The organism is Belnapia mucosa, from assembly GCF_016775475.1.
Classification (GTDB): Bacteria; Pseudomonadota; Alphaproteobacteria; order Acetobacterales; family Acetobacteraceae; genus Belnapia; species Belnapia mucosa.
In genome coordinates, this window is sequence record NZ_JAEUXJ010000015.1 from 41,020 (window position 1) to 63,264 (window position 22,245).

Annotated in this window: 22 protein-coding genes; 15 read left to right on the forward strand and 7 right to left on the reverse strand. The window is 72.9% G+C overall.

Annotated features, from left to right (window positions below; translation table 11 throughout):
• Positions 1-9 precede the first annotated feature (9 nt).
• From JMJ55_RS24385 to JMJ55_RS24395, 3 genes are read right to left on the reverse strand one after another with little or no spacing between them, the layout of a single operon-like run.
• Positions 10-465, reverse strand: a complete 456-nt coding sequence (locus JMJ55_RS24385) for a hypothetical protein (protein WP_202828223.1) — start codon at positions 463-465, stop codon at positions 10-12.
• Complete coding sequence (gene pth / locus JMJ55_RS24390) at positions 465-1,040, reverse strand: aminoacyl-tRNA hydrolase (RefSeq protein ID WP_202828224.1); 576 nt, start codon at positions 1,038-1,040, stop codon at positions 465-467. Before pth ends, JMJ55_RS24385 begins: the two co-directional genes overlap by 1 nt.
• Before the next feature lie 12 nt (positions 1,041-1,052).
• On the reverse strand, positions 1,053-1,742 hold the full coding sequence (locus tag JMJ55_RS24395) for a 50S ribosomal protein L25/general stress protein Ctc (protein ID WP_202828225.1): 690 nt from the start codon (positions 1,740-1,742) through the stop codon (positions 1,053-1,055).
• 169 nt (positions 1,743-1,911) lie between these two features.
• Between JMJ55_RS24395 and JMJ55_RS24400 the strand changes: the two genes are divergently transcribed.
• Positions 1,912-4,545, forward strand: a complete 2,634-nt coding sequence (locus JMJ55_RS24400; protein WP_202828226.1) for a DUF2339 domain-containing protein — start codon at positions 1,912-1,914, stop codon at positions 4,543-4,545.
• On the opposite strand, the gene JMJ55_RS24405 is transcribed toward JMJ55_RS24400, so the two are convergent.
• Genes JMJ55_RS24405 through JMJ55_RS24415 form a run of 3 tightly spaced genes read right to left on the reverse strand, consistent with a single transcriptional unit; the run spans position 4,517 to position 6,686 of the window.
• Complete coding sequence (locus JMJ55_RS24405) at positions 4,517-5,110, reverse strand: histidine phosphatase family protein (protein WP_202828227.1); 594 nt, start codon at positions 5,108-5,110, stop codon at positions 4,517-4,519. The two genes, JMJ55_RS24400 and JMJ55_RS24405, sit on opposite strands and share 29 nt — an antisense overlap.
• 1 nt (position 5,111) lies before the next feature.
• Entirely contained in the window at positions 5,112-5,729 is a 618-nt protein-coding gene (locus JMJ55_RS24410; RefSeq protein WP_202828228.1) for a glutathione S-transferase family protein, read from the reverse strand.
• Positions 5,730-5,753: 24 nt separating this feature from the next.
• Positions 5,754-6,686 carry a ribose-phosphate pyrophosphokinase gene (locus tag JMJ55_RS24415; RefSeq protein WP_202828229.1) on the reverse strand — a complete coding sequence of 311 codons (933 nt, stop codon included), beginning with the start codon at positions 6,684-6,686 and terminating at the stop codon, positions 5,754-5,756.
• Between the two features lie 271 nt (positions 6,687-6,957).
• On the opposite strand from JMJ55_RS24415, the gene fliF reads away from it, so the two are divergent.
• From fliF to JMJ55_RS24485, 14 genes are all read left to right on the forward strand, one after another.
• Entirely contained in the window at positions 6,958-8,607 is a 1,650-nt protein-coding gene (fliF, locus tag JMJ55_RS24420) for a flagellar basal-body MS-ring/collar protein FliF (RefSeq protein ID WP_236034008.1), read from the forward strand.
• Entirely contained in the window at positions 8,607-9,608 is a 1,002-nt protein-coding gene (gene fliG, locus JMJ55_RS24425) for a flagellar motor switch protein FliG (protein WP_202828230.1), read from the forward strand. The genes fliF and fliG overlap by 1 nt, the downstream gene beginning before the upstream one ends.
• The gene (locus JMJ55_RS24430) at positions 9,605-10,285 is read left to right on the forward strand and encodes a hypothetical protein (protein WP_202828231.1); all 681 of its coding nucleotides are present in this window, start codon (positions 9,605-9,607) and stop codon (positions 10,283-10,285) included. Before fliG ends, JMJ55_RS24430 begins: the two co-directional genes overlap by 4 nt.
• Positions 10,286-10,288: 3 nt before the next feature.
• Positions 10,289-10,612 (forward strand): flagellar motor switch protein FliN, encoded by a 324-nt coding sequence (gene fliN, locus JMJ55_RS24435; RefSeq protein WP_236034009.1) that lies wholly within the window; start codon positions 10,289-10,291, stop codon positions 10,610-10,612.
• A gap of 2 nt (positions 10,613-10,614) precedes the next feature.
• The gene (locus tag JMJ55_RS24440) at positions 10,615-12,009 is read left to right on the forward strand and encodes a sigma-54 interaction domain-containing protein (RefSeq protein WP_202828232.1); all 1,395 of its coding nucleotides are present in this window, start codon (positions 10,615-10,617) and stop codon (positions 12,007-12,009) included.
• Positions 12,010-12,012: 3 nt separating this feature from the next.
• Positions 12,013-14,076 carry a flagellar biosynthesis protein FlhA gene (flhA, locus tag JMJ55_RS24445; RefSeq protein WP_202828233.1) on the forward strand — a complete coding sequence of 688 codons (2,064 nt, stop codon included), beginning with the start codon at positions 12,013-12,015 and terminating at the stop codon, positions 14,074-14,076.
• Positions 14,076-14,960, forward strand: coding sequence for a hypothetical protein (locus JMJ55_RS24450; RefSeq protein ID WP_202828234.1), 885 nt, complete (start codon positions 14,076-14,078; stop codon positions 14,958-14,960). The genes flhA and JMJ55_RS24450 overlap by 1 nt, the downstream gene beginning before the upstream one ends.
• Entirely contained in the window at positions 14,957-15,727 is a 771-nt protein-coding gene (locus JMJ55_RS24455; protein ID WP_202828235.1) for a nucleotide-binding protein, read from the forward strand. Before JMJ55_RS24450 ends, JMJ55_RS24455 begins: the two co-directional genes overlap by 4 nt.
• 65 nt (positions 15,728-15,792) lie before the next feature.
• Positions 15,793-16,866, forward strand: a complete 1,074-nt coding sequence (locus tag JMJ55_RS24460) for an OmpA family protein (RefSeq protein ID WP_202828236.1) — start codon at positions 15,793-15,795, stop codon at positions 16,864-16,866.
• 59 nt (positions 16,867-16,925) lie between these two features.
• The gene (locus tag JMJ55_RS24465) at positions 16,926-17,813 is read left to right on the forward strand and encodes a 2-dehydro-3-deoxygalactonokinase (RefSeq protein WP_202828237.1); all 888 of its coding nucleotides are present in this window, start codon (positions 16,926-16,928) and stop codon (positions 17,811-17,813) included.
• Complete coding sequence (locus JMJ55_RS24470; protein WP_202828238.1) at positions 17,810-18,427, forward strand: 2-dehydro-3-deoxy-6-phosphogalactonate aldolase; 618 nt, start codon at positions 17,810-17,812, stop codon at positions 18,425-18,427. The genes JMJ55_RS24465 and JMJ55_RS24470 overlap by 4 nt, the downstream gene beginning before the upstream one ends.
• Before the next feature lie 98 nt (positions 18,428-18,525).
• Positions 18,526-19,569, forward strand: coding sequence for a TRAP transporter substrate-binding protein (locus tag JMJ55_RS24475; protein ID WP_202828239.1), 1,044 nt, complete (start codon positions 18,526-18,528; stop codon positions 19,567-19,569).
• A 7-nt stretch (positions 19,570-19,576) separates the two neighbouring features.
• Positions 19,577-20,068, forward strand: coding sequence for a TRAP transporter small permease (locus JMJ55_RS24480; protein WP_202828240.1), 492 nt, complete (start codon positions 19,577-19,579; stop codon positions 20,066-20,068).
• Entirely contained in the window at positions 20,068-21,393 is a 1,326-nt protein-coding gene (locus JMJ55_RS24485; RefSeq protein WP_202828241.1) for a TRAP transporter large permease, read from the forward strand. Before JMJ55_RS24480 ends, JMJ55_RS24485 begins: the two co-directional genes overlap by 1 nt.
• Here JMJ55_RS24485 and JMJ55_RS24490 read toward each other — a convergent pair.
• Positions 21,377-22,087: an EAL domain-containing protein gene (locus JMJ55_RS24490; RefSeq protein ID WP_202828242.1), complete on the reverse strand. Its 711-nt coding sequence runs from the start codon at positions 22,085-22,087 to the stop codon at positions 21,377-21,379. The genes JMJ55_RS24485 and JMJ55_RS24490 overlap by 17 nt on opposite strands.
• Between the last annotated feature and the right edge of the window lie 158 nt (positions 22,088-22,245).

Sequence of the window (22,245 nt, forward strand, 5' to 3'; positions counted from 1 at the left end):
GGGGGACTCCTAAGCGAGGGCCTGTGCCAGCGCCTCGGCGATGGTGGTGGCGGCGATGCGGGCGGCGCCGTCATCGGTGCCAAGGGAAAGGGCCGCGGCGCGGAGCGGCGGCACCAGCAGGGCGGGCGTCGCCCCGGCTCGGCGGGCGGCGGCGATGATGCGGTCCGCCGGATGTCCGCCAGGGGCGATGATCTCGGCGGCTTCCAGCAGCAGCGCGGCCTTCAGCGCCGCCTCGCCGGCGGCGGCCATGGCCAGGCGCTGGCGGCGGATATCGGAGAGCGGGCCGCCCATCGGATCGCCCGGCGTCACCGCGGCCGCGGCGCGGAGGGAGGCGGCGGCCCCGGCCAGGGCACCGGCCTCGCGCACCAGGGCGGCGGCCAGCGCGGCGGCGCCATTGGCGAAATCCTCGGGCCCGGGGCCGCCCATCATCTGGGCGGCGAATTCGGCCTCGTCCTCGGGCTGCATCAGCGCGTCTCCTGGGTCAGCAGGGCGATGCGGGTCATGGCCTCCTCGGGCTTGCCGGTGGCCAGCAGCGGCGCGATATCGGCGACAGCATCGAGCAGCGGCTCGAGCCAGGTATCGACCTTGGCGAAATTGCCGAGCACATGGCCGGTGACGCGGTCCTTGTGGCCGGGATGGCCGATGCCGAGACGGACGCGCCAGAAATCCGGCGTGCCGAGCGCACGCTGCATGTCGCGCAGCCCGTTATGCCCAGCCGCGCCTCCGCCGCGCTTCACCCGCACCTTGCCCGGGGCGAGGTCGAGCTCGTCATGGAAGGCCCAGATATCGCTGGGCGGGATCTTGTGGAAGCCGGCCGCCGGCTGCACGGAATCGCCGGAGCCGTTCATATAGGTCTGCGGCTTGAGGGCGAGGACCTTCACCCCCGCGATGCTGCCCTCGGCGACCAGCCCCTTGTAGCGGCTGCGCCAGGGGGAGAAGCCATGGCGCCGGGCGATCGCGTCCAGCGCCATGAAGCCGATATTGTGGCGATGCCGCGCCTGGGAGGGCTCGGGATTGCCCAGGCCAACCCAGAGCAGCATCGCCAGCAGTCCCTACTTCTTCTTCGCGGGCGCCTTGGCGGCGGCCGGGGCGGCGGCGGCGCCACCCTTGGCAGCCTTGCCCTTCGGCGCTGTCTCGGTCGCCGGGGCAGCGGCGACCGGCACGGCCTCCTCCACCACGGTCGGCGCGGCGATGGTCGCCACCACGAAGTCGCGGTCGATCACGGCCTTGGTGCCGAACTGGTCCTTCACCGCCGACCAGCGCAGGCTGTCGCCGATGCCGGCCTCGCCCAGGTCGATCTGGAAGGCTTCCGGCACGGCGTCCGGATCGGCCAGAACCTCGACCTCGCGGCGGACGAGGTTCAGCACGCCGCCGGCCTTCAGGCCCGGGCAGGTGTCCTCGTTCAGGAAGGCGACCGGCACGCGGACGCGGATGCGCTGGCCGGCGGCCAGGCGCTGGAAGTCCACATGGATCGGCCGGTCGGTGACCGGGTGGAACTGGATGTCGCGCATCAGGGTGCGCTCGGTCCCGCCACCGGCGACGGCGACCTCATACAGGTGGCTCTGCCAGCCGCCCTTGTGCAGTTCCTTCATCACGTCGCGCGGGTCGAGGGCGATCAGCGTCGCCTCCTGCTTCGCACCGTAGATGACTGCGGGGACCTTGCCCCCTCTCCGAGTTGCGCGCGCCGCCCCCTTACCGGCCTGCTCACGCGCCTCGGCCTCGATCCGGATGGTTTGGACCATGGCTGTGCTCCGTTGGTCAGGATGATGAGCCCGGCGCGGGGCCGCATGCCCAACGCCAAGCGCGCGGGCCTCCAGGGGTGCCCGCGTCGCGGGGGCCTTAGCGGATCGCGCCGGCCAAAGCAACCAGGCGTGGCTTGACCGGAAGCGGTGTGACGGCAAGCGTTACGGAATGGAAGGCTTCATTATCCTGCTCGTCCTGGGCTTCCTGCTCGGCTGGGCGCTCGGCATCGCCGGCTACCGGAAGGCGCGGGCCCTGCAACGGCGGGTGGAGGCGCTGGAGCTGGCGCTGCGGGAGGGCAAGCCGCTGGCCGAGCCGGCACCCCGGCCGGCCTCGCCCTGGGATCAGCCCCAGCCGGTGCCGGCCGAGCCCGAACCGGTGCCCGAACCCGCCCTGGCCGAGGCACCGCCCACCCCCCTGCCCGAGCCCGAGCCCGTGGCCGCCCCGCCGCCGGCACCGCCGCGGCCGGGGCTGGAAGAAATGCTGACGCTGCGCTGGGGCGTCTGGCTCGGCGCCGGGGCGCTGCTGCTGGCGGGCGTCTTCCTGGTGCGGACCGCCGTGGAGGAAGGATGGCTCGGCCCCCTGCCCCGCTGCCTGCTGGCCGGGCTGCTCGGCCTGGCGCTGATCGGCGGGGCGCTCTGGCTGCGGCGGCGGCCGGCGGAGGATCGGCCGAACCTCCCCTTCCCCGACCAGGCGCCGGCGGCGTTGGCGGCGGGCGGCGTCGCCATCCTGTTCGGCGCCGCCTATGCGGCGGGGCCGATGTATGGGATGGTGCCGCCCCTGCTCGGCTTCGCACTGCTGGCGCTGGCGGCGCTGGCCGGGATCCTGCTGGCGCTCGCCTTCGGGCCGCTGGTGGCGGCGGTCGGCATCGCCGGCGCCTATGCGACGCCGGCCCTGGTCGAGACCAGTGACCCCTCGCTGCCCGGCCTCTTCCTCTATCTGCTGGCGGTGACGGCGGCGGCGCTGGCGGTGCTGCGGCAGGTGGGCGCGGCTTGGCTCGGCTGGTGCGCGGCGGGGGCCTCGGCGGCCTGGGTCATGTTGGGCGGCGGGCTGGCGGAGGGGGATGCGATCTGGGCCCCGGCCCTTTATGCGCCGGCGGCCGCGGCACTGCATGTGGCGCTGGTGCCGCGGGCGGCGCTGGCGGGCCCGCTCGGGCGGCAGCTGGCGATCCTCCCCTTCACCCTGCTGATGGCGGCGAGCCTGCTCCTGGCGCTGGGGCTGGCCCCGATGGAGCTCGTGCCCAAACTCGCGGTGCTGCTCTTCTCCCTGCTGGGCCTGCTGGCCGCCACCTGGGAGGAGCGGCTGATCCCGCTGCCCTTCCTGGCCGCGGGGGCGGGGCTGGCCATGCTGCTCGGCTGGTCGGTGCCGGGCTGGGAGCCGGCGGAGGAGGCCGTGACGGCCGGCGGGATGGTGCAGGCGCTGTTGCCGATCCATCCCTGGCTGCCGGAGGCGCTGCGGCCTTTCCTCGGCGCGGCGGCGGCGCTGGCGGCACTGCACGCGCTGTTCGGCCTCTGGCGGGAGCGGCGCGGGGCGCGGCCGGTCGCCTGGGCGACGCTGCCGGCGGCGGTGCCGGTGCTGTCGCTGCTCATCGCCTATGCCCGAGTGGAGGGCTTCGCGCGGGACGGGCATTGGGCCCTGGCGGCGCTGGCCCTGGCGGCGGCCTCGACCGGACTCGCGGGACTGGCGGCGCGGGATGGGGCGGTGCAGCGGGCCGGGGCGCATGCCGCAGGGGCGATGGCGGCGCTCGCGCTCGGGGCGGCGATGCTGCTGGCCGACCAGTGGCTGACCTTCGCCATCGCGCTGTTCCTGCCGCTGCTCGCCTGGGTGGAGGGCCGGAGCGGGCTCCACCCCCTGCGGCATGTGGCGCTGGCGGTGGCGGGGCTGGTGCTGGCGCGACTGCTTCTGAACCCGGCGGTGGCCGGCTACGCCGTCGGGACGGTGCCGGTGGCGAATGGGCTGCTGCTGGCCTATGGCGCGCCGGCCGCGCTCTTCGCCCTGGCGGCGGCGCTATTCCGGCGGCGCCGGGACGACCTGCTGGTCGGGGTGCTGGAGGCAGGAGCGCTGGCCTTCGGCACGGTGCTGGTGCTGCTCGAGATCCGGCACGGCCTGACGGGTGGGGACTGGACCGGCAGCGACTGGGGTTTCCGCGAGGCGTCGTTGCAGCTCACCGCCCTTGCCCTGCTGGCAGTGCTGGTGCGCTGGCTGGAGGCGCGGCTCGGCGGGCGGCGCGTGCTGGCGGCGGGGTGGCGGCTGCTCTGGGTCGCCGTCCTGCTGCTCGGCACCGTGATGATCTTCGGCAACCCCGCCTTCGACAGCGGGGCGGAGGTGGCATCGGTGCCACTCTTCAACGAGCTGGCGCTGGCCTATGCGGTGCCGGGGGCGCTGGCGGGGCTTTCCCTCCGCGGCCTGCGCCGGGGCCTGCTGGCGCGGGCCCTCGCGCTCTATGCGCTGCTGGCGGGCTTCGCCTGGGTGACGCTGGAGACGCGGCACCACTTCCATCCGGAGGAGATGTCGCTCGACCTCGAGGAGGTGGGCGGGTCGGAGCTCTATGCCTATAGCGGCGCCTGGCTGCTGTTCGGGGCGGCGTTGCTGGCGCTCGGCATAAGGCGGCGGGTGCCGGCGCTGCGGCTGGCGGCGCTCGGGATGATCGGGCTGACCATCCTCAAGGCCTTCTTCGTCGATATGGGCGAGCTGGAGGGGCTGTGGCGGGTGCTCAGCTTCCTCGGTCTCGGCCTGGCGCTGATCGCGCTGGGCGCCGTTTACCGGCGCTTCGTCGTCACTCCGGCGCCAGTTCCGCCGGGGTAACCTCCCAGACCCGGCCGCCATCCGCTGGCGGCTCGCAGCGGATGGGGAGCGCGTTCGGGGTCCGCACATTCGGCTCATGGCCGAAGGCGAGGCGCAATGCGCGGAACAGCGCGCCATGGGCGACGACCAGCACCGGCGCGGGCCGGGCAGTGGCGCGGTTCACCGCTGCCACGGCGCGGGCCAGCAGCCCGGCGAAGGTCTCGGCGCCCTCGGGCGTGTACTGGCCGGCGATCCAGTCGTCGTACCAGTCGCCCATCGGCTGGCCTTCCTGCTCGCCGAAATTGACCTCCTGCAGATCCTCGTCGAACTCGACCGGCAGGCCGAGCGCCTCGGCGGAGATCTCGGCGGTGACCCGGGCGCGGACCAGCGGCGAGGCGACGATGGTGGCGATGCCGCCGATTCCCGCCAGGGTCTTCGCCGCCCGCCGGGCCTGGAGCAGACCGACCGAATTCAACGGAATGTCGGTGCGGCCCTGGGAACGCCCCTCGGCGTTCCAATCCGTCTCGCCATGGCGGAGGAACCAGAAGGGAATGCGGTTCAGGCTCTCCGCCAGGACGGGCGCCATCTCAGGCGAGGCCTTCGGCGGCCATGGTCCGCTGCACCGACGGGCGCGCCTTCATCCGCTCGTAATGCGCGGCGACATTCGGCGGCAGCTGCCGCTTCAGCCGGTCGGCCCACCAGAAGGAGACGTAGAAGAGCGCGCTATCGGCGAAGGAGAATTCGCCGAGCAGGTATTGCTTGCCCTCCAGCGCCTTGTCGAAGAGGCCGAGGCCCTTCTCGAAGATCTCGACGCCGCGGGCCTTCACCGCCTCATGATCCGCCTCGTTCGGGGCGAAATTGGCGGGGCGGAAGATGCGGGAGAAGCCCTGCATGTGCAGCGTCGCCACCGCGTAGTCGGTGTATTCCAGCGCCTTGGCAAGGCTCTCGGCATCCTTCGGCAGCAGCTTCGCCTCGGGGAAGGTGCTGGCCAGCCAGAGGGCGACGGCCGGATATTCGGTCACCACCGAGCCGTCATCCCGCACCAGGGTCGGCACCTTGGATTTCGGGTTGAGGCTGGTGAATTCCGGCTTGAACTGGTCGCCGTCCTTGGTGTTCAGCCGCACCGCCTCATAGGGCTTGCCGATCTCCTCGAGCAGGACATGGATGCCGACGGAGCAGGCCCCGGGCGCGTAATAGAGCTTCATCGTTTTTCCTCCCCTATGACCTGTCTAGTTGAACAGCGAGGAGACGGAGCTCTCCTCGGAGATCCGGCGCATCGCCTCGGCCAGGAGCGGGGCGATGGTGACCTGGCGGATATTGGAGGACACCCGCACCGCCTCGGTCGCCAGGATGCTGTCCGTCACCGTCATGTTCTCGATCGGCGAGGCGCCGACGCGGGCCACCGCGCCGCCCGAGAACACGCCATGCGTCACATAGACCGAGACGCCGGAGGCACCGTTCTTGATCAGCGCCTCGGCGGCGTTGCAGAGCGTGCCGCCGGAATCGACGATGTCATCGACCAGGATGCAGTGCCGGCCCTCGACCTCGCCGATCACGTTCATCACCTCGGAGACGCCGGCGCGGGGGCGGCGCTTGTCGATGATGGCGAGGTCGGTGTGCAGGCGGGACGCCATGGCACGGGCCCGGACCACGCCGCCGACATCGGGGGAGACGACCATCAGGTCGCGGCCCTTGTAGCGTTCCATGATATCGCGGGAGAACAAGGGCGCGGAGAAGAGGTTGTCCACCGGGATGTCGAAGAAGCCCTGGATCTGCGCCGCATGCAGATCCATGGTCAGCACCCGGTTGGCCCCGGCGGCGGTGATGACATTCGCCACCAGCTTGGCCGAGATCGGCGTGCGGGAGCCGGATTTCCGGTCCTGCCGCGCATAGCCGAAATAGGGGATCACGGCGGTGACGCGCCGGGCGCTGGCGCGTCGGAGCGCGTCCAGCGTGATCAGCAGCTCCATCAGGTTGTCGTTCGCCGGATAGGAGGTGCTCTGGACCACGAAGACGTCCTCGCCGCGGACATTCTCGTTGATCTCGACGAAGACCTCCATATCGGCGAAGCGCCGGATGGAAGCGCTGGTGAGCGGCAGGCCGAGCGAGGCGGCCACCGCCTCGGCCAGCGGCCGGTTGCTGTTGCAGGCGACGATCTTCATCAGGCGAGTGTCATCCTGGCCGGACCCCTGTCTCTGCGCGACCCGAGCGCCGCCGATGGGCCCATTCCGCACGGCGGGGCGGACATATCAAGGTGGCAGTATCGTGTAAATCGCCGACCCCCGCGCCTGTGACCGGGGAGGCATGCGGGCCGCCCCGGTCTTAACCCGGCAGCAACCCTGGCGGCGGCAAATTCTGCCGGTCGGCAGGATGCCGATCGGGGGAACAGGGCATCATGCCTCGGACAGGCGGTATGCGGCGGCAAGGGCGGGCATGATGGCGGGGCTCCTGGCCGGGCTCCGGGGGCTGGGGCCGCTGCGCCTGGCGGCGCTGGCCGCCGTCGCGCTCGGCATCCTCGGCCTGATCGGGGCGCTGGCCTTCCGCGCCGGGGAGCCGGCGATGAGCCCCCTTTTCGGAGAGCTGGAATCCCGCGACGCCGCCGCCGTGGTCGCGGCGCTGGAGCGCCAGCGGGTGCCCTACCGCCTGGCCGGGGGTGGCAGCACGGTCCTGGCCCCGGTCGATCAGGTGCCGCGCCTCCGCCTGCTCCTGGCGCGGGAGGGGCTGCCCTCCGGCGGTGGGGTCGGGTGGGAGATCTTCGACCGTTCGGAAAGCCTCACCACCAGCCCCTTCCAGCAGGATGTGAACCGGCTGCGGGCGCTGGAGGGGGAGCTGGCGCGGACCATCCGCGGCCTCGCCGGCGTCCGCACCGCCCGCGTCCATCTGGTGCTGCCGCGGCGGGAGGCCTTCTCGCGCGAGCGGGGGGAGGCGCAGGCCAGCGTCGTGCTCGCCATGCAGGGCGCGCAGCGGCTGGACCGGGAGGGGGTGCAGGCCGTGCTGCACCTGGTCGCAACCGCCGTCCCTGGCCTCAAGCCCCAGCATGTCTCGATCGTGGACAGCCGGGGGGAGCTGCTGGCCCGCGGCGGCCAGGCCCTGGCCGGCCCCGCCCAGGCCCTGAACCAGGAGGAATTGCGCCGGGCGCAGGAGATGCGGATCGGCCGCGCCGTGGAGGAGCTGCTGGAGCGCACCCTCGGCCCCGGCCGGGTCCGCGCCGAGGCGACGGTGGAGCTGGATTTCGACCGCGTCGAGACCCGCGAGGAGCGCTTCGACCCGGAGAACCAGGTGCCCCGCAGCACCCAATCCGTCACCGAGCAGAATCGCGGCGCCGAGCCGCCGCCCACCTCGGTCGCCACCAACCTGCCGGGGCAGGAAGCGACCTCCAGCGGCGGCGGCGCCAGCAGCGAGAGCCGGCAGGAGGAGACCACCAATTACGAGATCGGCCGCAGCAGCCGGAACGTGCTGCGGGAGCATCCGGTGCTGAAGCGCCTCTCGGTCGCGGTGCTGGTCGATGGCCTGGCCGAGAACGGCGCCTGGCGGGAGCGGACACCGGAGGAGCTGGCGCGCATCGCCGCCCTGGTCCGCAGCGCCGTCGGCTTCGACGAGCGACGGGGCGACCGGGTGGAGGTCGTCTCCATGCGCTTCGTCGAGGAAGCGGGGACCGCGCCCGAGGCGCCGAGCTTCCTCGGCCTGCCGGTCAGCCCGGCGCTCGGCACGAGGCTGGTCGAGAGCGCGCTGCTGGCCCTGGTGGCGCTGGTCGCCATCCTGCTGCTCGGCCGGCCGATGGTCGGGCGGCTGCTGGTCGGCCTCGGGCCGCAGCCGGCCCTGGCCATGGCCGGCGCCGGCGGCGCGGCGATGGACGGCATGGAGGGCGCGCCCGGCCTGCCCCCATCCGAGGGCGGCGCGGCGCTGGCCGGGCCCGATGACCCGAACCGGCCAGCCTCGCCCGAGGCGATGATCGACCGCGCCCAGGTCGAGGGCCAGGTCCGTGCCTCGGCCATCAACAACCTGGTGGCGCTGGTGCAGGAGCATCCCGAGGAGGCGCTCTCGGTGCTCCGCCGCTGGCTGGCGCCGGAGGATGCCACCTGATGGCCAAGACCGTGCTGACCGGGCCGCAGAAGGCGGCCGCGCTGATGCTGGCGCTGGGCGAGGAGCATGCCGCCCCCCTGTTTGCCCGCATGCATGAGGACGAGATCCGCGATCTCTCGATCGCCATGGCGACACTCGGCACCGTGCCTTCCGCCACGATCGAGGAGCTGTGCCGCGACTTCTCCGAGCAGCTCGGCCAGGCCGGTTCGCTGACCGGCAGCTTCGAGAGCACGGAGCGGCTGCTGCTGAAGACCCTGCCGCCCGACCGCGTCGCCCAGATCATGGAGGAGATCCGCGGCCCCGCCGGGCGGACCATGTGGGACAAGCTGGGCAATGTGAATGAGGCGGTGCTGGCGAATTACCTGAAGAACGAATACCCGCAGACCGTCGCCGTCGTGCTCACCAAGGTCCGCGCCGACCATGCCGCCCGCGTCCTCGCCCTGCTGCCCGAGGGCTTCGCCATGGAGGTCGTCATGCGCATGCTGCGCATGGAGACGGTCCAGAAGGAGGCGCTGGAGGGTGTCGAGCGCACCCTCAAGATGGAGTTCATGTCGAACCTCGCCCGCGCCGCGCGGCGCGACGCGCATGAGATGATGGCGGAGATCTTCAACAACCTCGACCGCCAGTCGGAAAGCCGCATCCTCTCGGCGCTGGAGGAGCGCAACCGCGACAGCGCCGAGCGCATCCGCAGCCTGATGTTCACCTTCGAGGACCTCCAGCGCGTCGATGGCGCCGGGCTGCAGGCGCTGCTGCGGGCGGTGGAGAAGGACCGGCTGGCCCTCGCCCTGAAGGGCGCCTCGGAGACTCTCCGCGACCTCTTCATGAAGAACCTGACGGAACGGGCGGCGAAGCTGCTGCGCGACGACATCGCCGCGCTCGGCCCGGTGCGGCTGCGCGACGTGGATGAGGCGCAGGCGGGGATCGTCGCCATCGCCAAGGACATGGCGGCGCAGGGCAGCATCCAGCTGCAGGACAACCGCGACGAGGAGATGCTGCCATGACCGCAGTGTTCGAGCTGGTGGATCTGCTGCGCCTGCCGGGCGGCGGCGGCGTGACCGCGGCGGTGTTCAGCCTGCCCGATCTCGACGCCCCGCCCGAGCCACCGCCCCCCGAGCCCGTGCCCGAGCCGGAGGAAGACCGTGCCGCTGCCGAGGCGGAGGCGCGGGCCGCGCTGTGGGAAGCGGCCGAGGCCGCGGGCCGCGCCGCCGGCGAGGCAGCCGGCCGTGCCGCCGCGGAGCAGGAGGCCGCGGCGCGGGGAGCGGCGGCGCTGGTCGCCATCGCCGCCGCGCTGGAGGGGGCCGCCTCCGCCGCCGCCACGGCCGCGGCGGAGGCGGCGGGCGACCTGGCGCGGCTGCTGCTCAGCGCGCTCGGCGCGGCGCTGCCCGCCGCCGCCGCGCGGCTCGGGCCGGAGAGCGCGACGGGGCTCGCCGCCCGGCTGGCGCCGCTGCTGGAGGCGGAAGTCGCCGTCACCCTGCATGTCCCGCCCGGTTGCGGCAGCGCGACGGCGCAACTCGCCGATCCGCGGCTGCGCATCGCGGAGGACCCCTCCCTGCCCCCCGGCGGCGCCCGGGCCGCTTGGCGCGGCGGCGGCGCCGAATTCTCGCCCGAGGCTGCGCGCGCCGCTGTGGCGGCGCTGCTCGACAGTTTCGGATTGCACCCCCTGACGGAGAGGAACTGACCCATGCCGGAGCCCGCCGGATTCGAGACCCTCGGCCCGCTAGAGGCCGGCACCTCGCGCGCCGGCGCCAGCCCCGGCCGCGACCTGGAAGCGGTCTATGACATCCCGGTGCAGGTCAGCGCCGTGCTCGGCCGCGCCACCATGCAGGTTTCGCAACTGCTGAAGCTCGGCCGCGGCGCGGTGGTGGAACTGGACCGCAAGCTGGGCGAGGCGGTGGACATCTATGTCAACAACCGGCTCGTCGCCCGCGGCGAGGTGGTGATGGTCGAGGATAACCGGCTCGGCGTCACCATGACCGAGATCGTCAAGGGCGATCGGGGGGTCTAGCCATGGCACGACTCCTCATCATCGGCGCGCTGGAGGCGGAGCTTGGCCTCGCGGCGCGGATGGCGCAGGCACGCGGGGCGCGGCTGGCCCAGGCGGATGGCGTCGCCTCCGGCCTCGCCCGGCTGCGGGCGGAGGGCGCGGATCTCGTCCTCTGCGAGGTCACGCATGATATCGGCTGGCTGGTGGAGCAGCTCGCCGCCGAACGCATCGCCTGCCCGGTGGTGGCCTGCGGCCGCAATGCCGATGCCGCCGCGGCAGTGCGCGCCATCCGCGCCGGGGCGCGCGAATTCCTCCCCCTGCCGCCCGAGGCGGAGCTGATCGCCGCCATCCTTGCCGCCGCCGCCGGGGAGGCAGAGGCGCCGGTCCATCGCGACCCGGCCATGGCGGCGCTGCTGGCGCGCGCGGCGCAGCTGGCGGGCGCCCAGGCCAGCCTGCTCATCACCGGCGAGAGCGGCACGGGGAAGGAGGTGCTGGCGCGCCATATCCACCGCCACAGCCGCCGCGCCCATGGCCCCTTCGTCGCGCTGAACTGCGCCGCCCTGCCGGAGGCGCTGCTGGAAAGCGAGCTCTTCGGCCATGAGAAAGGTGCCTTCAGCGGCGCCGTCGCGGCCCGGCGCGGCAAATTCGAACAGGCCGATGGCGGCACCCTGCTGCTGGACGAGATCGGCGAGATGGACCTGCGCCTCCAGGCCAAGATCCTCCGCGTCATCCAGGAGAGGGAGGTGGACCGGCTGGGCGGCGGCGCGCCGGTGAAGGTGGATGTGCGGCTGCTGGCTGCGACCAACCGCGACCTCGCCGCCGAAGTCCAGGCCGGGCGGTTCCGCGCCGACCTCTATTTTCGGCTGAATGTGCTGGCGCTGCACATCCCGCCGCTGCGCGAGCGGCCGCAGGATATCCTGGCGCTGGCGGCGCATTTCGCCGCCCGTTTCGCCGAGGCCAACGGACTGCCGCCGCGCCGCCTCGCGCCGGCCGCGGAGGCGCTGCTGCTGGCGCATCCCTGGCCGGGGAATGTGCGGGAGCTGGAGAATGCGCTGCATCGCGCCGTGCTGCTGGCGCGCGGGCCGGAGATCGGGCCGGAGGCGGTGGAGCTGACGGTGCTGCCGCGCGCGATGGCGCCATCGGCGGCGCCCGCGGTCGAAGCCGCATCGCCCGCCACGCCGCGCGGCGTCGCCGGGCTTGTCGGCCGCAAGGTGGAGGAGGTGGAGCGCGACCTCATCCTGGAAACCCTGACCCATTGCCTCGGCAACCGGACGCGGGCGGCGGAAATTCTCGGCATCTCCATCCGCACCCTGCGCAACAAGCTGCATGACTACCGGGCGCAGGGGCTGGCGGTGCCGGCGACGGTCCCGCCCCTGCCCGCCCCCCTGCCCTGGGCGCCGCTGCCCGTGGGGGGCTAGCGGGTGCAGGCCATCGCGCTGCCTGCCTGGCTGCACCGGCTCCGGCCGGGGGGCGATGTCACCCTGGCGCTCGGCGTCGGCCTGCTGCTGGCCGTGCTGGTGGTGCCGCTGCCGACGCTGCTGCTGGATGCGGGGCTGGCGCTCTCCATCACGCTGGCGGTGCTGGTGCTGATGGTGGCGCTGTTCCTGCGCACGCCGCTCGACTTCACCGCCTTCCCGCAGCTCCTGCTGCTCACCACCCTGCTGCGGCTGGCGCTGAACGTCGCCACCACCCGCACCATCCTCACCCATGGGCATGAGGGGCCGGAGGCGGCGGGGCAGGTGGTCGCGGCCTTCGGCGGTTTCCTGATGGGCGGCGATGTGATGGTCGGGATGATCGTCTTCGCCATCCTCCTCGTCGTCAATTTCATGGTCGTCACCAAGGGCTCCGGCCGCATCGCGGAAGTCGCGGCGCGGTTCAGCCTGGACGCCATGCCGGGCAAGCAGATGGCGATCGATGCCGATCTCTCGGCCGGCATCATCGACGAGGCCGAGGCGCGCCGCCGGCGCGGCGAGCTGGAGCAGGAGAGCGCCTTCCACGGCGCCATGGACGGCGCCGCCAAATTCGTCCGCGGCGACGCCATCGCGGGCCTGATCGTCACCGTCGTCAACCTGCTGGGCGGCCTCGCCATCGGCGTGCTGCGGCATGGCCTCGGGGTGGGGGAGGCAGCGACCACCTTCGCCATGCTGACGGTGGGCGACGGGCTGGTCAGCCAGATCCCCGCGCTGCTGATCTCGGTCGCCGCCGGCATCGTCGTCACCAAGGGATCGGGCAAGGAACGCGCCGATGAGATGATGGGCCGCCAGCTCGGCCAGGGCTGGAAGCCGATGGGGCTGGCCGCCGGGATCGCCGGGGTGCTGGCGCTGATGCCGGGGATGCCGCTGCTGCCCTTCCTGGCGCTGGCTGCAGGCGGCGGGGCGCTGGCCTGGCAGCGGCGGGGGGCGGAGCGCGCGGCGGCCGAGGCACCACCCCCGCCGCCCCCCGCCCCGGCCGAGCCGCCGGTCGCCGAATCCCTGCGGCTCGACCTGCTGCGGCTGGAGCTGGGCTATGGGCTGCTCTCCCTTGCGGCCGGGGAGGCGCCGCGGCTGACCGAGCAGATCAAGGGCCTCCGCCGCTCCATGGCCGCCGAGATGGGCTTCGTCCTGCCGAGCGTGCGCATCCAGGACAATCTCGAACTGCCGCCCGACGAATATGTGCTGCGAGTGAAGGAGATCGAGGCGGCGCGCGGCCGGCTGCGGCCGCCGCTGCATCTCGCCATCGATCCCTCGGGCGGCGTGCCGGCCATGGCGGGCGAGCGCACGACCGAGCCGACCTTCGGCCTCCCCGCCCTCTGGATCGAGGAGGCGCTGCGCGATGAGGCCCTGGCGCGCGGCTGCACCGTGGTCGATTGCGCCGGCGTCCTGGCCACGCATCTGACCGAGACGGTGCGCGACCACATGCCGGAGCTCCTCTCCTTCGCCGAGACGCAGAAGCTGCTGGATGAGCTGCCGAAGGAGCACCAGAAGCTGGTCGCCGATGTCATCCCCGGCCAGGTCGGACTCGGCGGCTTGCAGCGGGTGCTGCAGGCGCTGCTGGCCGAGCGGGTCTCGATCCGCGACCTGCCGACCATCCTCGAGGGCGTGCAGGAGGCGGTGGCGGGCGGCACCCGGGGCCTCGCCGGCATCCTCGGCATCGTGCGCGGCCGGCTGGCGCGGCAGCTCTCGGATGCGGCGCGGGGGCCGGGCGGCTATGTGCCGCTGATCGCCCTCTCGGCCGATTGGGAACTGGCCTTCGCCGAGAGCCTGGCCGGGCCGCCGGAGGACCGGCAGCTCGCCATGGCGCCCTCCCGGTTGCAGGAATTCATGCAGCGGGTGCGGGAGGTCTTCGATGCCGCCACCGCCGCCGGTGAGGCGCCGGTGCTGGTCTGCTCGGGCGGCATCCGCGCCCATGTCCGCGCCATCCTGGAACGCTTCCGCCCGGCGACCACGGTGCTGAGCCAGGCGGAGATTCATCCGCGCGCCCGCATCCGCACCGTGGGCACGCTCTGATGCGGCTGCGGCTGTTCCAGGCGGCGGGAATGGCCGAGGCGATGGCGGCCGTGCGGGCCGAGCTGGGGCCGGAGGCGGTGATCCTCGACAGCCGGCGGGTGCGCGGCGGCGTCGAGGTGACGGCGGCGCTGGACCGGCCGGCGCCCCCGGTGCCGGTGCTTCCACCGCCGCCGTCCGCCCTGCCCCTCGCCCGGCACAACCTGCCGCCCGGCCTGGCGGCGCGGCTGGGCAGCGGCGGGGCGTCGGCGCTGGCGGGGGCGCTCCGCTTCGCGCCGCTGCCGGACGGCCGGGCGCGGCCGCTGCTGCTGGCCGGGCCGCCGGGGGCGGGCAAGACGCTCACCTGCGCCAAGCTGGCGACCCGGGCGGTGCTGGCCGGTGCCGCGCCCCTCATCCTGACCGCCGATGGCGCGAGGGCCGGGGCGGTGGCGCAGCTGGCCGCCTTCACCCGGCTGCTCGGCCTCGGCCTGGCCCTGGCGGGGGAGCCGGCACTGCTGGCCGGCGCGGTCGCGGCGCGGCAGCCCGGCCAGCCGGTGCTGATCGACAGCGCCGGCTGCGACCCTTTCCAGCCGACGGAGGCCGCCGCGCTGCGGGGGCTGGCGCTGGCCGCCGGAGCGGAGATCCTGCTGGTGCTGCCGGCCGGGCTCGACCCCGCCGAGGCGGCCGAGACCGCTGCCGCCTTCGCCGCCCTCGGCGCCCGCCACCTGCTGCCGACCCGGCTGGACCGGGCGCGGCGGCTGGGTGGAGTGCTCGCTGCTGCCGGCGCCGGACTGGCGCTGACCGAGGCCGGGACCGGCCCCGGCGCCGCCGACGGCCTCACCCCGATCACCCCCGACTGGCTGGCCCGCCGGCTGGCTGCGCCCCCTGTTCCGGACCCCGCCGCATGACCCCAGCCGAACTCCCGGGCCGCATCCTCGCCATCGCCTCCGGCAAGGGCGGGGTCGGCAAGACCTGGCTGGCGATCAGCCTGGCCCAGGCGCTGGCGCAGCGCGGGGCGCGGGTGCTGCTGCTGGACGCCGATCTCGGCCTCGCCAATATCGATGTGCAGCTCGGCCTCGATCCGCGCGCCGATCTGGGCGATGTGCTGGCCGGGCGGCTGCCGCTGGAGGCCGCCGTGCTGCCGCATCCGGCCGGCTTCGCGGTGCTGCCCGGCCGGTCCGGCTGCGGCTCCCTGGCGGCACTCGGGCCGGAGGCGCTGCCGGCGCTGCTGGCCCGGGCGGCGACGGGGCGGGACTGGCTGCTTCTCGATTGCGGGGCGGGGCTGGCGCCGCCGGTGCGGCGGCTGGCGGCGGCGGCCGATTCCCTGCTGGTGGTGGCCACCGAGGAGCCGACCAGCCTCACCGATGCCTATGCCGTGCTCAAGCTGCACCGCCAGGACCGGCCGGGCGGCGATCAGCGGCTGGCGGTGAATCTCGCCGCCGACCGGGCGGCGGGGGAACGGGTCTGGCGCCGGCTGGATACCGCCTGCACCAGCTTCCTTGGCGCCGGCCTGGAACTCGCCGGCATCATCCGCCGCGACCCGCGGGTGCCGGAGGCGATCCGGCGACAGCAGCCGCTGCTCACCCGCCATCCCGGCTGCGCCGCGGCAGCGGATGTCACAACGCTGGCGGAACGTCTCTCGCCCGGTGGGAGAATTTTACACTCCGCCATTTGATGTGCGGCGCGAAACGGCTTACGGCACAAGGTCGAGAGCATTGCCCCTGCCGTCGGAGCCTTCGGATGACGCTGCGCCAGACCCTGCTTGCCACCGCCCTGATCGCCGCGCTGCCGGCGGCGGCGGGCGCCCAGCCGATCTCCGGCCTCTATGTCGGCGCCGGGGCGGGGCTGAACAATTGGGTCGATACCAAGAGCCGCGGCCTGCATGTCCATGACAATGACATCGGCGTGGTCGCGGTCGGGTCGCTCGGCTGGGGCTTCGGCAATGGCTTCCGCGCCGAGATCGAGGGCAACTACCGCAACCATGAGATGCGGAGGCTGTCCTTCAACGACGTGGCGGCAGGGCGCTCCGGCTATATCGACCGCTATGGCGCCATGGCGAATGTCTTCTTCGACTTCGACCTCAGTTCCTTCGGCATCTCGCCGCGGGTCTGGCAGCCCTATATCGGCGGCGGCGTCGGCTATGCCTGGACCCAGTTCCGCGACGCCCGCTTCAACGCCGCCGGCGGCCGCTACCTGATCGACGACACCGGCGGCAGCTTCGCCTTCCAGGGTATCCTGGGCGGCGCGATCGGGCTGGCGCCGGGCCTCGCCCTGACCGGCGAGTATCGCTACTTCGACGCGATGTCGCCGATCATCGAGGTCAGCCGCACCGCGGGGCCGGCCAGCACGGCGGTGCCGGGCAAGTTCCGGCCGCATGGCGAGAACCACAGCATCCTGGTCGGGCTGCGCTACGCCTTCAACCCGCCGCCCGCCCCGCCGCCGGCGGTCGAGTCCTCGCCCATGGCGCCGCCGCCGGCCTCGGTGGCGCGGACCTTCCTGGTCTTCTTCGACTGGGACCGCGCCGACCTGACCGACCGCGCCCGCGAGATCATCACGGAGGCGGCCAGCGCGGCGCGGCGTGTCTCCGCCACCCGGATCGAGGTGGCGGGCCATGCCGACCGCTCCGGCACGCCCGTCTACAACCAACGCCTATCCGAGCGCCGGGCGCAGGTGGTGGCGGCGGAGCTGGTGCGCCATGGCATCCGGCGCGAGGAGATCGGCATCACCGCCTTCGGCGAGAGCCGCCCCCTGGTCCCGACCGCCGATGGCGTGCGGGAGCCGCAGAACCGCCGGGTCGAGATCGTCCTGCGCTGAGGGCACGGCGGCGGAGGTTCTGCGTTGCCGGTCGGTCCAGACCGGCCTAGGACCTCCGCATGATCGGCATCGATTGGGGCACCTCCGCCTTCCGCGCCTACCGCCTCGCCCCCGGCGGCGCCATCCTCGACCGGCGGGAGAGCGAGGGGGGCATCCTCTCCGTTCCCAAAGGCGGCTTCCCGGCGGCGCTCTCGGCCGCGATCGGGCCCTGGTTGGCCGAGGGCGAGAGCCTGGTCCTGCTCTGCGGCATGGTCGGCAGCCGCCAGGGCTGGGTGGAGGTGCCCTACCTCCCCTGCCCCGCCGGCCCGGCCGAGATCGCCGCCGCCCTCACTCCCCTGCCCTTCGAGGGGGCGCGCTGCCTGCTGGTCCCCGGTCTCACCACCCGCGACGCCGCCGGCGTGCCGGATGTGATGCGCGGCGAGGAGACCAAGCTGATCGGCCTGCTGGCCGAGCTGGGCGAGGCGGAGGCGCTGGCCTGCCTGCCGGGGACACATGCAAAATGGGCCCGGCTCGGTGGCGGCAAGGTCACCGGCTTCGCCACCCAGATGACCGGCGAGGTCCGCGCCGTGCTGCTGGACCACAGCATTCTCGGCCGCCTCGCCCAGCCCGATGCGCCAATGGACGAGGCGGCCTTCCTCCGCGGCGTCGGCCGGGCGCGGCAGGGGGGCGGGCTGCTGCACCACCTCTTCGGCACGCGGGGCCTCGGCCTGATGGGGGAGCTGAGCGAGGCGGCGACCGCGAGCTATCTCTCCGGCCTGCTGATCGGGCATGAGGTCGCGGCGGCGCTGGCCGAGGGGATGCCGCCGGGGCCGGTGCATCTCGCCGGTTCGGCAACCCTCACCCGGGCCTATGCGCTGGCCTTCGGCGCCTTCGGCCTGGAACACCGGCTGCATGACCCGGACCTTGCCCTGCGCGGCCTGGCGCTGATCGCGGAGACGCTGCAATGACCCTGAAGGACTGGCTCCAACGCTGCCCCCTCATCGCCATCCTGCGCGGCATCACCCCGCATGAGGCGGTGCCGGTGGCGGAGGCGCTGGTGAGCGCCGGCATCACCATCCTCGAAGTGCCGCTGAATTCGCCCGAGCCCTTCGAGAGCATCCGGCTGATGGCCGATCACTGCGGCGGCCGCGCCCTGGTCGGCGCCGGGACAGTGATGACCGAGGCGCAGCTGGCCCAGGTGGCGGAAGCGGGTGGCCGGCTGCTGGTGACGCCGCATGCCGATTGCGCGCTGGTGCGCCAGGCCAAGCGGCTTGGCATGCAGGCGGCGCCCGGCTTCTTCACCCCGACCGAGGCTTTCGCCCTGCTGGCCGCCGGCGCCGATGCGGTGAAGCTCTTCCCGGCCGAGGCCGCCTCGCCTGCCGTGCTGAAGGCGATGCTGGCGGTGCTGCCGAAGGGCACGCCGGTCCTGCCGGTGGGCGGCATGGGAGTGGAGACGATCCCGGCCTGGCGGGCCGCCGGCGCGGCCGGATTCGGCATGGGCTCCTCGCTCTACAAGCCGGGCGATGCGGCCGAGACGGTCGGCGCGCGGGCGCGGGCACTGCGTGAGGCACTGTCCCGGTAGCGGCACGAAATTGCCGAGGTCCCGCTTCGGTTCCGGCTGAAACCATGGCATGACTGCCATGCGGTCTCGGCCGCCAACGAATCCTCTGGGACACGTCCATGCCGCAACGCCGACTGCTGCTTGCAGCCCCCTTGGCCCTGCCTGCCCTGTTGCGCCCCCGCGCGGCGCGGGCGCAGGAGGTGACGCTGCGACTGCACCACTTCCTGCCTGCCATCTCCAATGTGCATCGCCACTTCATCCAGCCCTGGGTGCAGAAGGTGCAGGCGGAGAGCCAGAACCGCATCCGCATCCAGATCTTCCCGGCGATGCAGCTCGGCGGCGCCCCGCCGCAGCTCTATGACCAAGCGCGGGACGGCGTCGCGGATATCGTCTGGACGCTGCCCGGCAACACGCCCGGCCGCTTCCCGAGCATCGAGGTCTTCGAGCTGCCCTTCGTCGCGCATCGCCGCGCCGCGGTGAATGTCCGCGCCGTGCAGGCGCTGTACGAACGCCGGATGCGCGGCGAATTCGCCGACACGCATATCATCACCGCCTGGGGCCATGATGCCGGCGTCATCCATGCCCGGCGCGAGGTGAAGCGGATGGAGGACCTGCAGGGCCTCAAGCTCCGCTTCCCGACCCGGCAGACGGGCGAGGCGCTGCGCGCGCTGGGCGCGGCGCCGGTCGGCATGCCGGTGCCGCAGATCCCGGAGGCGCTGAGCCAGGGCGTGATCGACGGCGCGGTGGTCCCCTGGGAGGTGGTGCCGAGCATCCGCCTGCATGAGATGGTGAAGAACCACACCGAGATCGCCGGGTCGCCCACGCTCTATATCGCCACCTTCGTCCTCGCCATGAACAAGGCGAAGTATGACGGGCTGCCGGCCGATCTCCGCGCAGTGATCGACGCCAATAGCGGCGAGGCGGCGGCGCGGATGGCGGCGAAGCCCTGGGACGAGGAAGGGCCGAAGGTCGAGGAGATGGTGCGCAAGCGCGGCAACCAGATCCTCGAACTCTCCGAGGAGGAGCGGAACCGCTGGCAGCGCCAGACCACGCCGGTGGTGGAGGCCTGGCTCGCCGGCATGAAGGAGCGGAACATCGATGGCGGCGCGCTGCTCGAGGAGGCGCGGGCGCTGGTCACGCAATTCGGCCAGGGCGTGAGCTGAGCCGGGCATGAGCGAAGGGGCGGAGCGGGGCCCGGTCGCCACGGCGGTGCGCGCCCTGGCGCTGGCCGGCGGCGCGGTGCTGCTGGCGACGGCGCTGCTCACCTGCTTCAGCGTCGGCCGGCGCTGGGCGACCAGCCAGCCTGTGCAGGGGGATTTCGAGCTGGTCTCGCTCGGCTCCGGCCTCGCGGTCCTCGGCTTCCTCGCCCATGGCACGCTGCGGCGGACCAATATCCTGGTGGACAGCTTCACCACCTGGCTGCCGCGGCCGGTGGTCGCCGTGATCGATGCCGGCTGGATGCTGGTCTGGGCGGCGGTGGCGCTGGTGCTGGCCTGGCGGCTGGGGATCGGCGCCGCCGAGACGCTGCGGAGCGGCACCACCACCATGGTGCTCGGCCTGCCGACCTGGTGGGCGGTCGGGCTCGGCGCCTGCGGCTTCGCCATGGTGGCGCTGGCGGCGCTCCACGCGACCGGGCGGCTGCTGCGCGGCGAGGAGGGGTGATGGCGCCGGAATTCCTGCAGGCGGCGCTCGGCTTCGCTGCGCTGCTCGGCCTGATCGCGCTGCGCTGCCCGGTGGGGCTGGCCATGCTGCTGGTCGGCACCGGCGGCTATGTGACCATCGTCGATGCGGCGACGCTGCTGAACTACCTCAAGACCACGCCCTATTTCCTCTTCGCCAGCTACACCCTCTCGGTCATCCCGCTGTTCATCCTGATGGGCGCGCTGGCGGAGCGGGGCGGGCTGGCGCGGGATCTGTTTGCCGCCGCCGCGGCGCTGTTCGGCCACAAGCCGGGCGGCATGGCGATGGGCGTGGTCGGCGCCTGCGCCTGCTTCGGCGCGGTCTGCGGCAGCAGCGTCGCCACCACCGCGACCTTCGGCCGGGCGGCGCTGCCGGAGCTGCGGCGCTACGGCTATGATGCCGGGCTCTCGACCGGCACCGTCGCGGTCGGCGGCACGCTCGGCATCCTGATCCCGCCGAGCGTGATCCTCGTCGTCTATGCCATCAGCACCGAGCAGAACATCGCCAAGCTGTTCATGGCGGCACTGGTCCCTGGGCTGCTGGCGACAGGCTTCTACATCCTGGCGATCTGGCTGCTGGCACGGTGGTGGCCGGCGCTGATGCCGGCGGCGCCGCGCCTGGCGGCCGCGGCAGTGCGCGGCGCGATGCTGAACGTCATCCCGGTGATGCTGATCGCGGTGGTGGTGGTGGGCGGCATCTATGGCGGGGTCTTCACCCCGACCGAAAGCGCCGCCATCGGCTGCATCGCCACCGCCGCCGTCGGGATGCTGCGCGGCACGCTCGGCCTGCCCGCACTGCGGGATGCGCTGCTGGCCACCGCCGAGACCACGGCGATGATCTTCGTGATCCTGCTCGGCGCCGAGGTGTTCAACGCCTTCCTCGCCCTGACCTCGGCGCCGGAGCTGCTGGCCCAGTGGATCTCGGAACAGGACTACCCGCCCTATGGCGTGCTGGCCCTGCTGCTATTTGCCTATATCGTCCTCGGCGCGGTGATGGATGAGCTGGCGATGATCCTGCTGACCCTGCCGATCTTCTTCCCGGTGGTGACGGCGCTGGATTTTGGCCTGGGCGGCACCGAGGAGACGGCGATCTGGTTCGGCATCCTGGTGCTGATCGTGGTCGGCATCGGGCTGACGGCGCCGCCGATCGGGCTGAATGTCTTCGTCGTCTCCTCGCTCGCCAAAGACGTGCCGATCGCCCGGACCTATCGCGGCGTGCTGCCCTTCCTGGCCACCGATCTGGTGCGGCTGCTGCTTTGCGTGGCCTTCCCGGCGCTCAGCCTCTGGCTGGTCAGGCTGCTCGGGTGAAACCCTCCGGCAGCACCGGCTGCGGCAGGCTGCGGAAGCCGGGGCGGGCGAAGAGATAGCCCTGGAACAGCTCGACCCCCATGGCGCGGAGGGTCGTGCATTCCGCCGCGGTCTCGATCCCCTCGGCGATGACCTGCACGCCGAGTTCACGGCAGGCATTCACCACCGCGGCCAGGATGACCTGCCGCGACCGGTCGGCATCGCAGCCGCGGACCAGGCCCATATCCAGCTTCAGCATATCGACCGGCAGATCCGCCAGCAGCGAAAGCCCGGCATGGCCGGAGCCGAAATCGTCGATCGCCACCGTGAAGCCCATCTGGCGATAGGCCTGGAAGATCCGCAGCAGATGGCCCGGATCCTTCACCGGCTCCTGCTCGCTGACCTCGAAGATGATCTGGTCGAGCGGGAAGCCGGTGCGCTCGGCGGCCCGCAGGGTTGCCTGGATGCAGGCCAGCGGATTGTAGACCGCATTGGGCAGGAAGTTGATGGCCAGCTTGGTGCCGCCGGCGGCGAGGCCAAGGCGGCTGGCTTCCTCGATGGCGGCAATGCGGCAGGCCTGGTCGAGGGCATAGAGCGCGCCGGGCTTGATCTGTTCGAAGACCCAGCCGGCCCCCTGCCCTTCCGGCCCCCGGACCAGCGCCTCCTGGGCGAAGACCCGGCCGCGGCCCGCATCGAGGACGGGTTGGAAGGCCATGGCGAGCGGGATGCCGAGACCCTCGCCCGAGCGGCAGCCTTGGCAGGCAGACTTTGCCGCGGTCGTTCCAGCAAGCACCGTCGTCATTACAGAACCCAACCCGTAGAAAGTAGCGCGATAGTAGCGTTGCACGCTTTGGTTGAGGCATTCCTTCCACG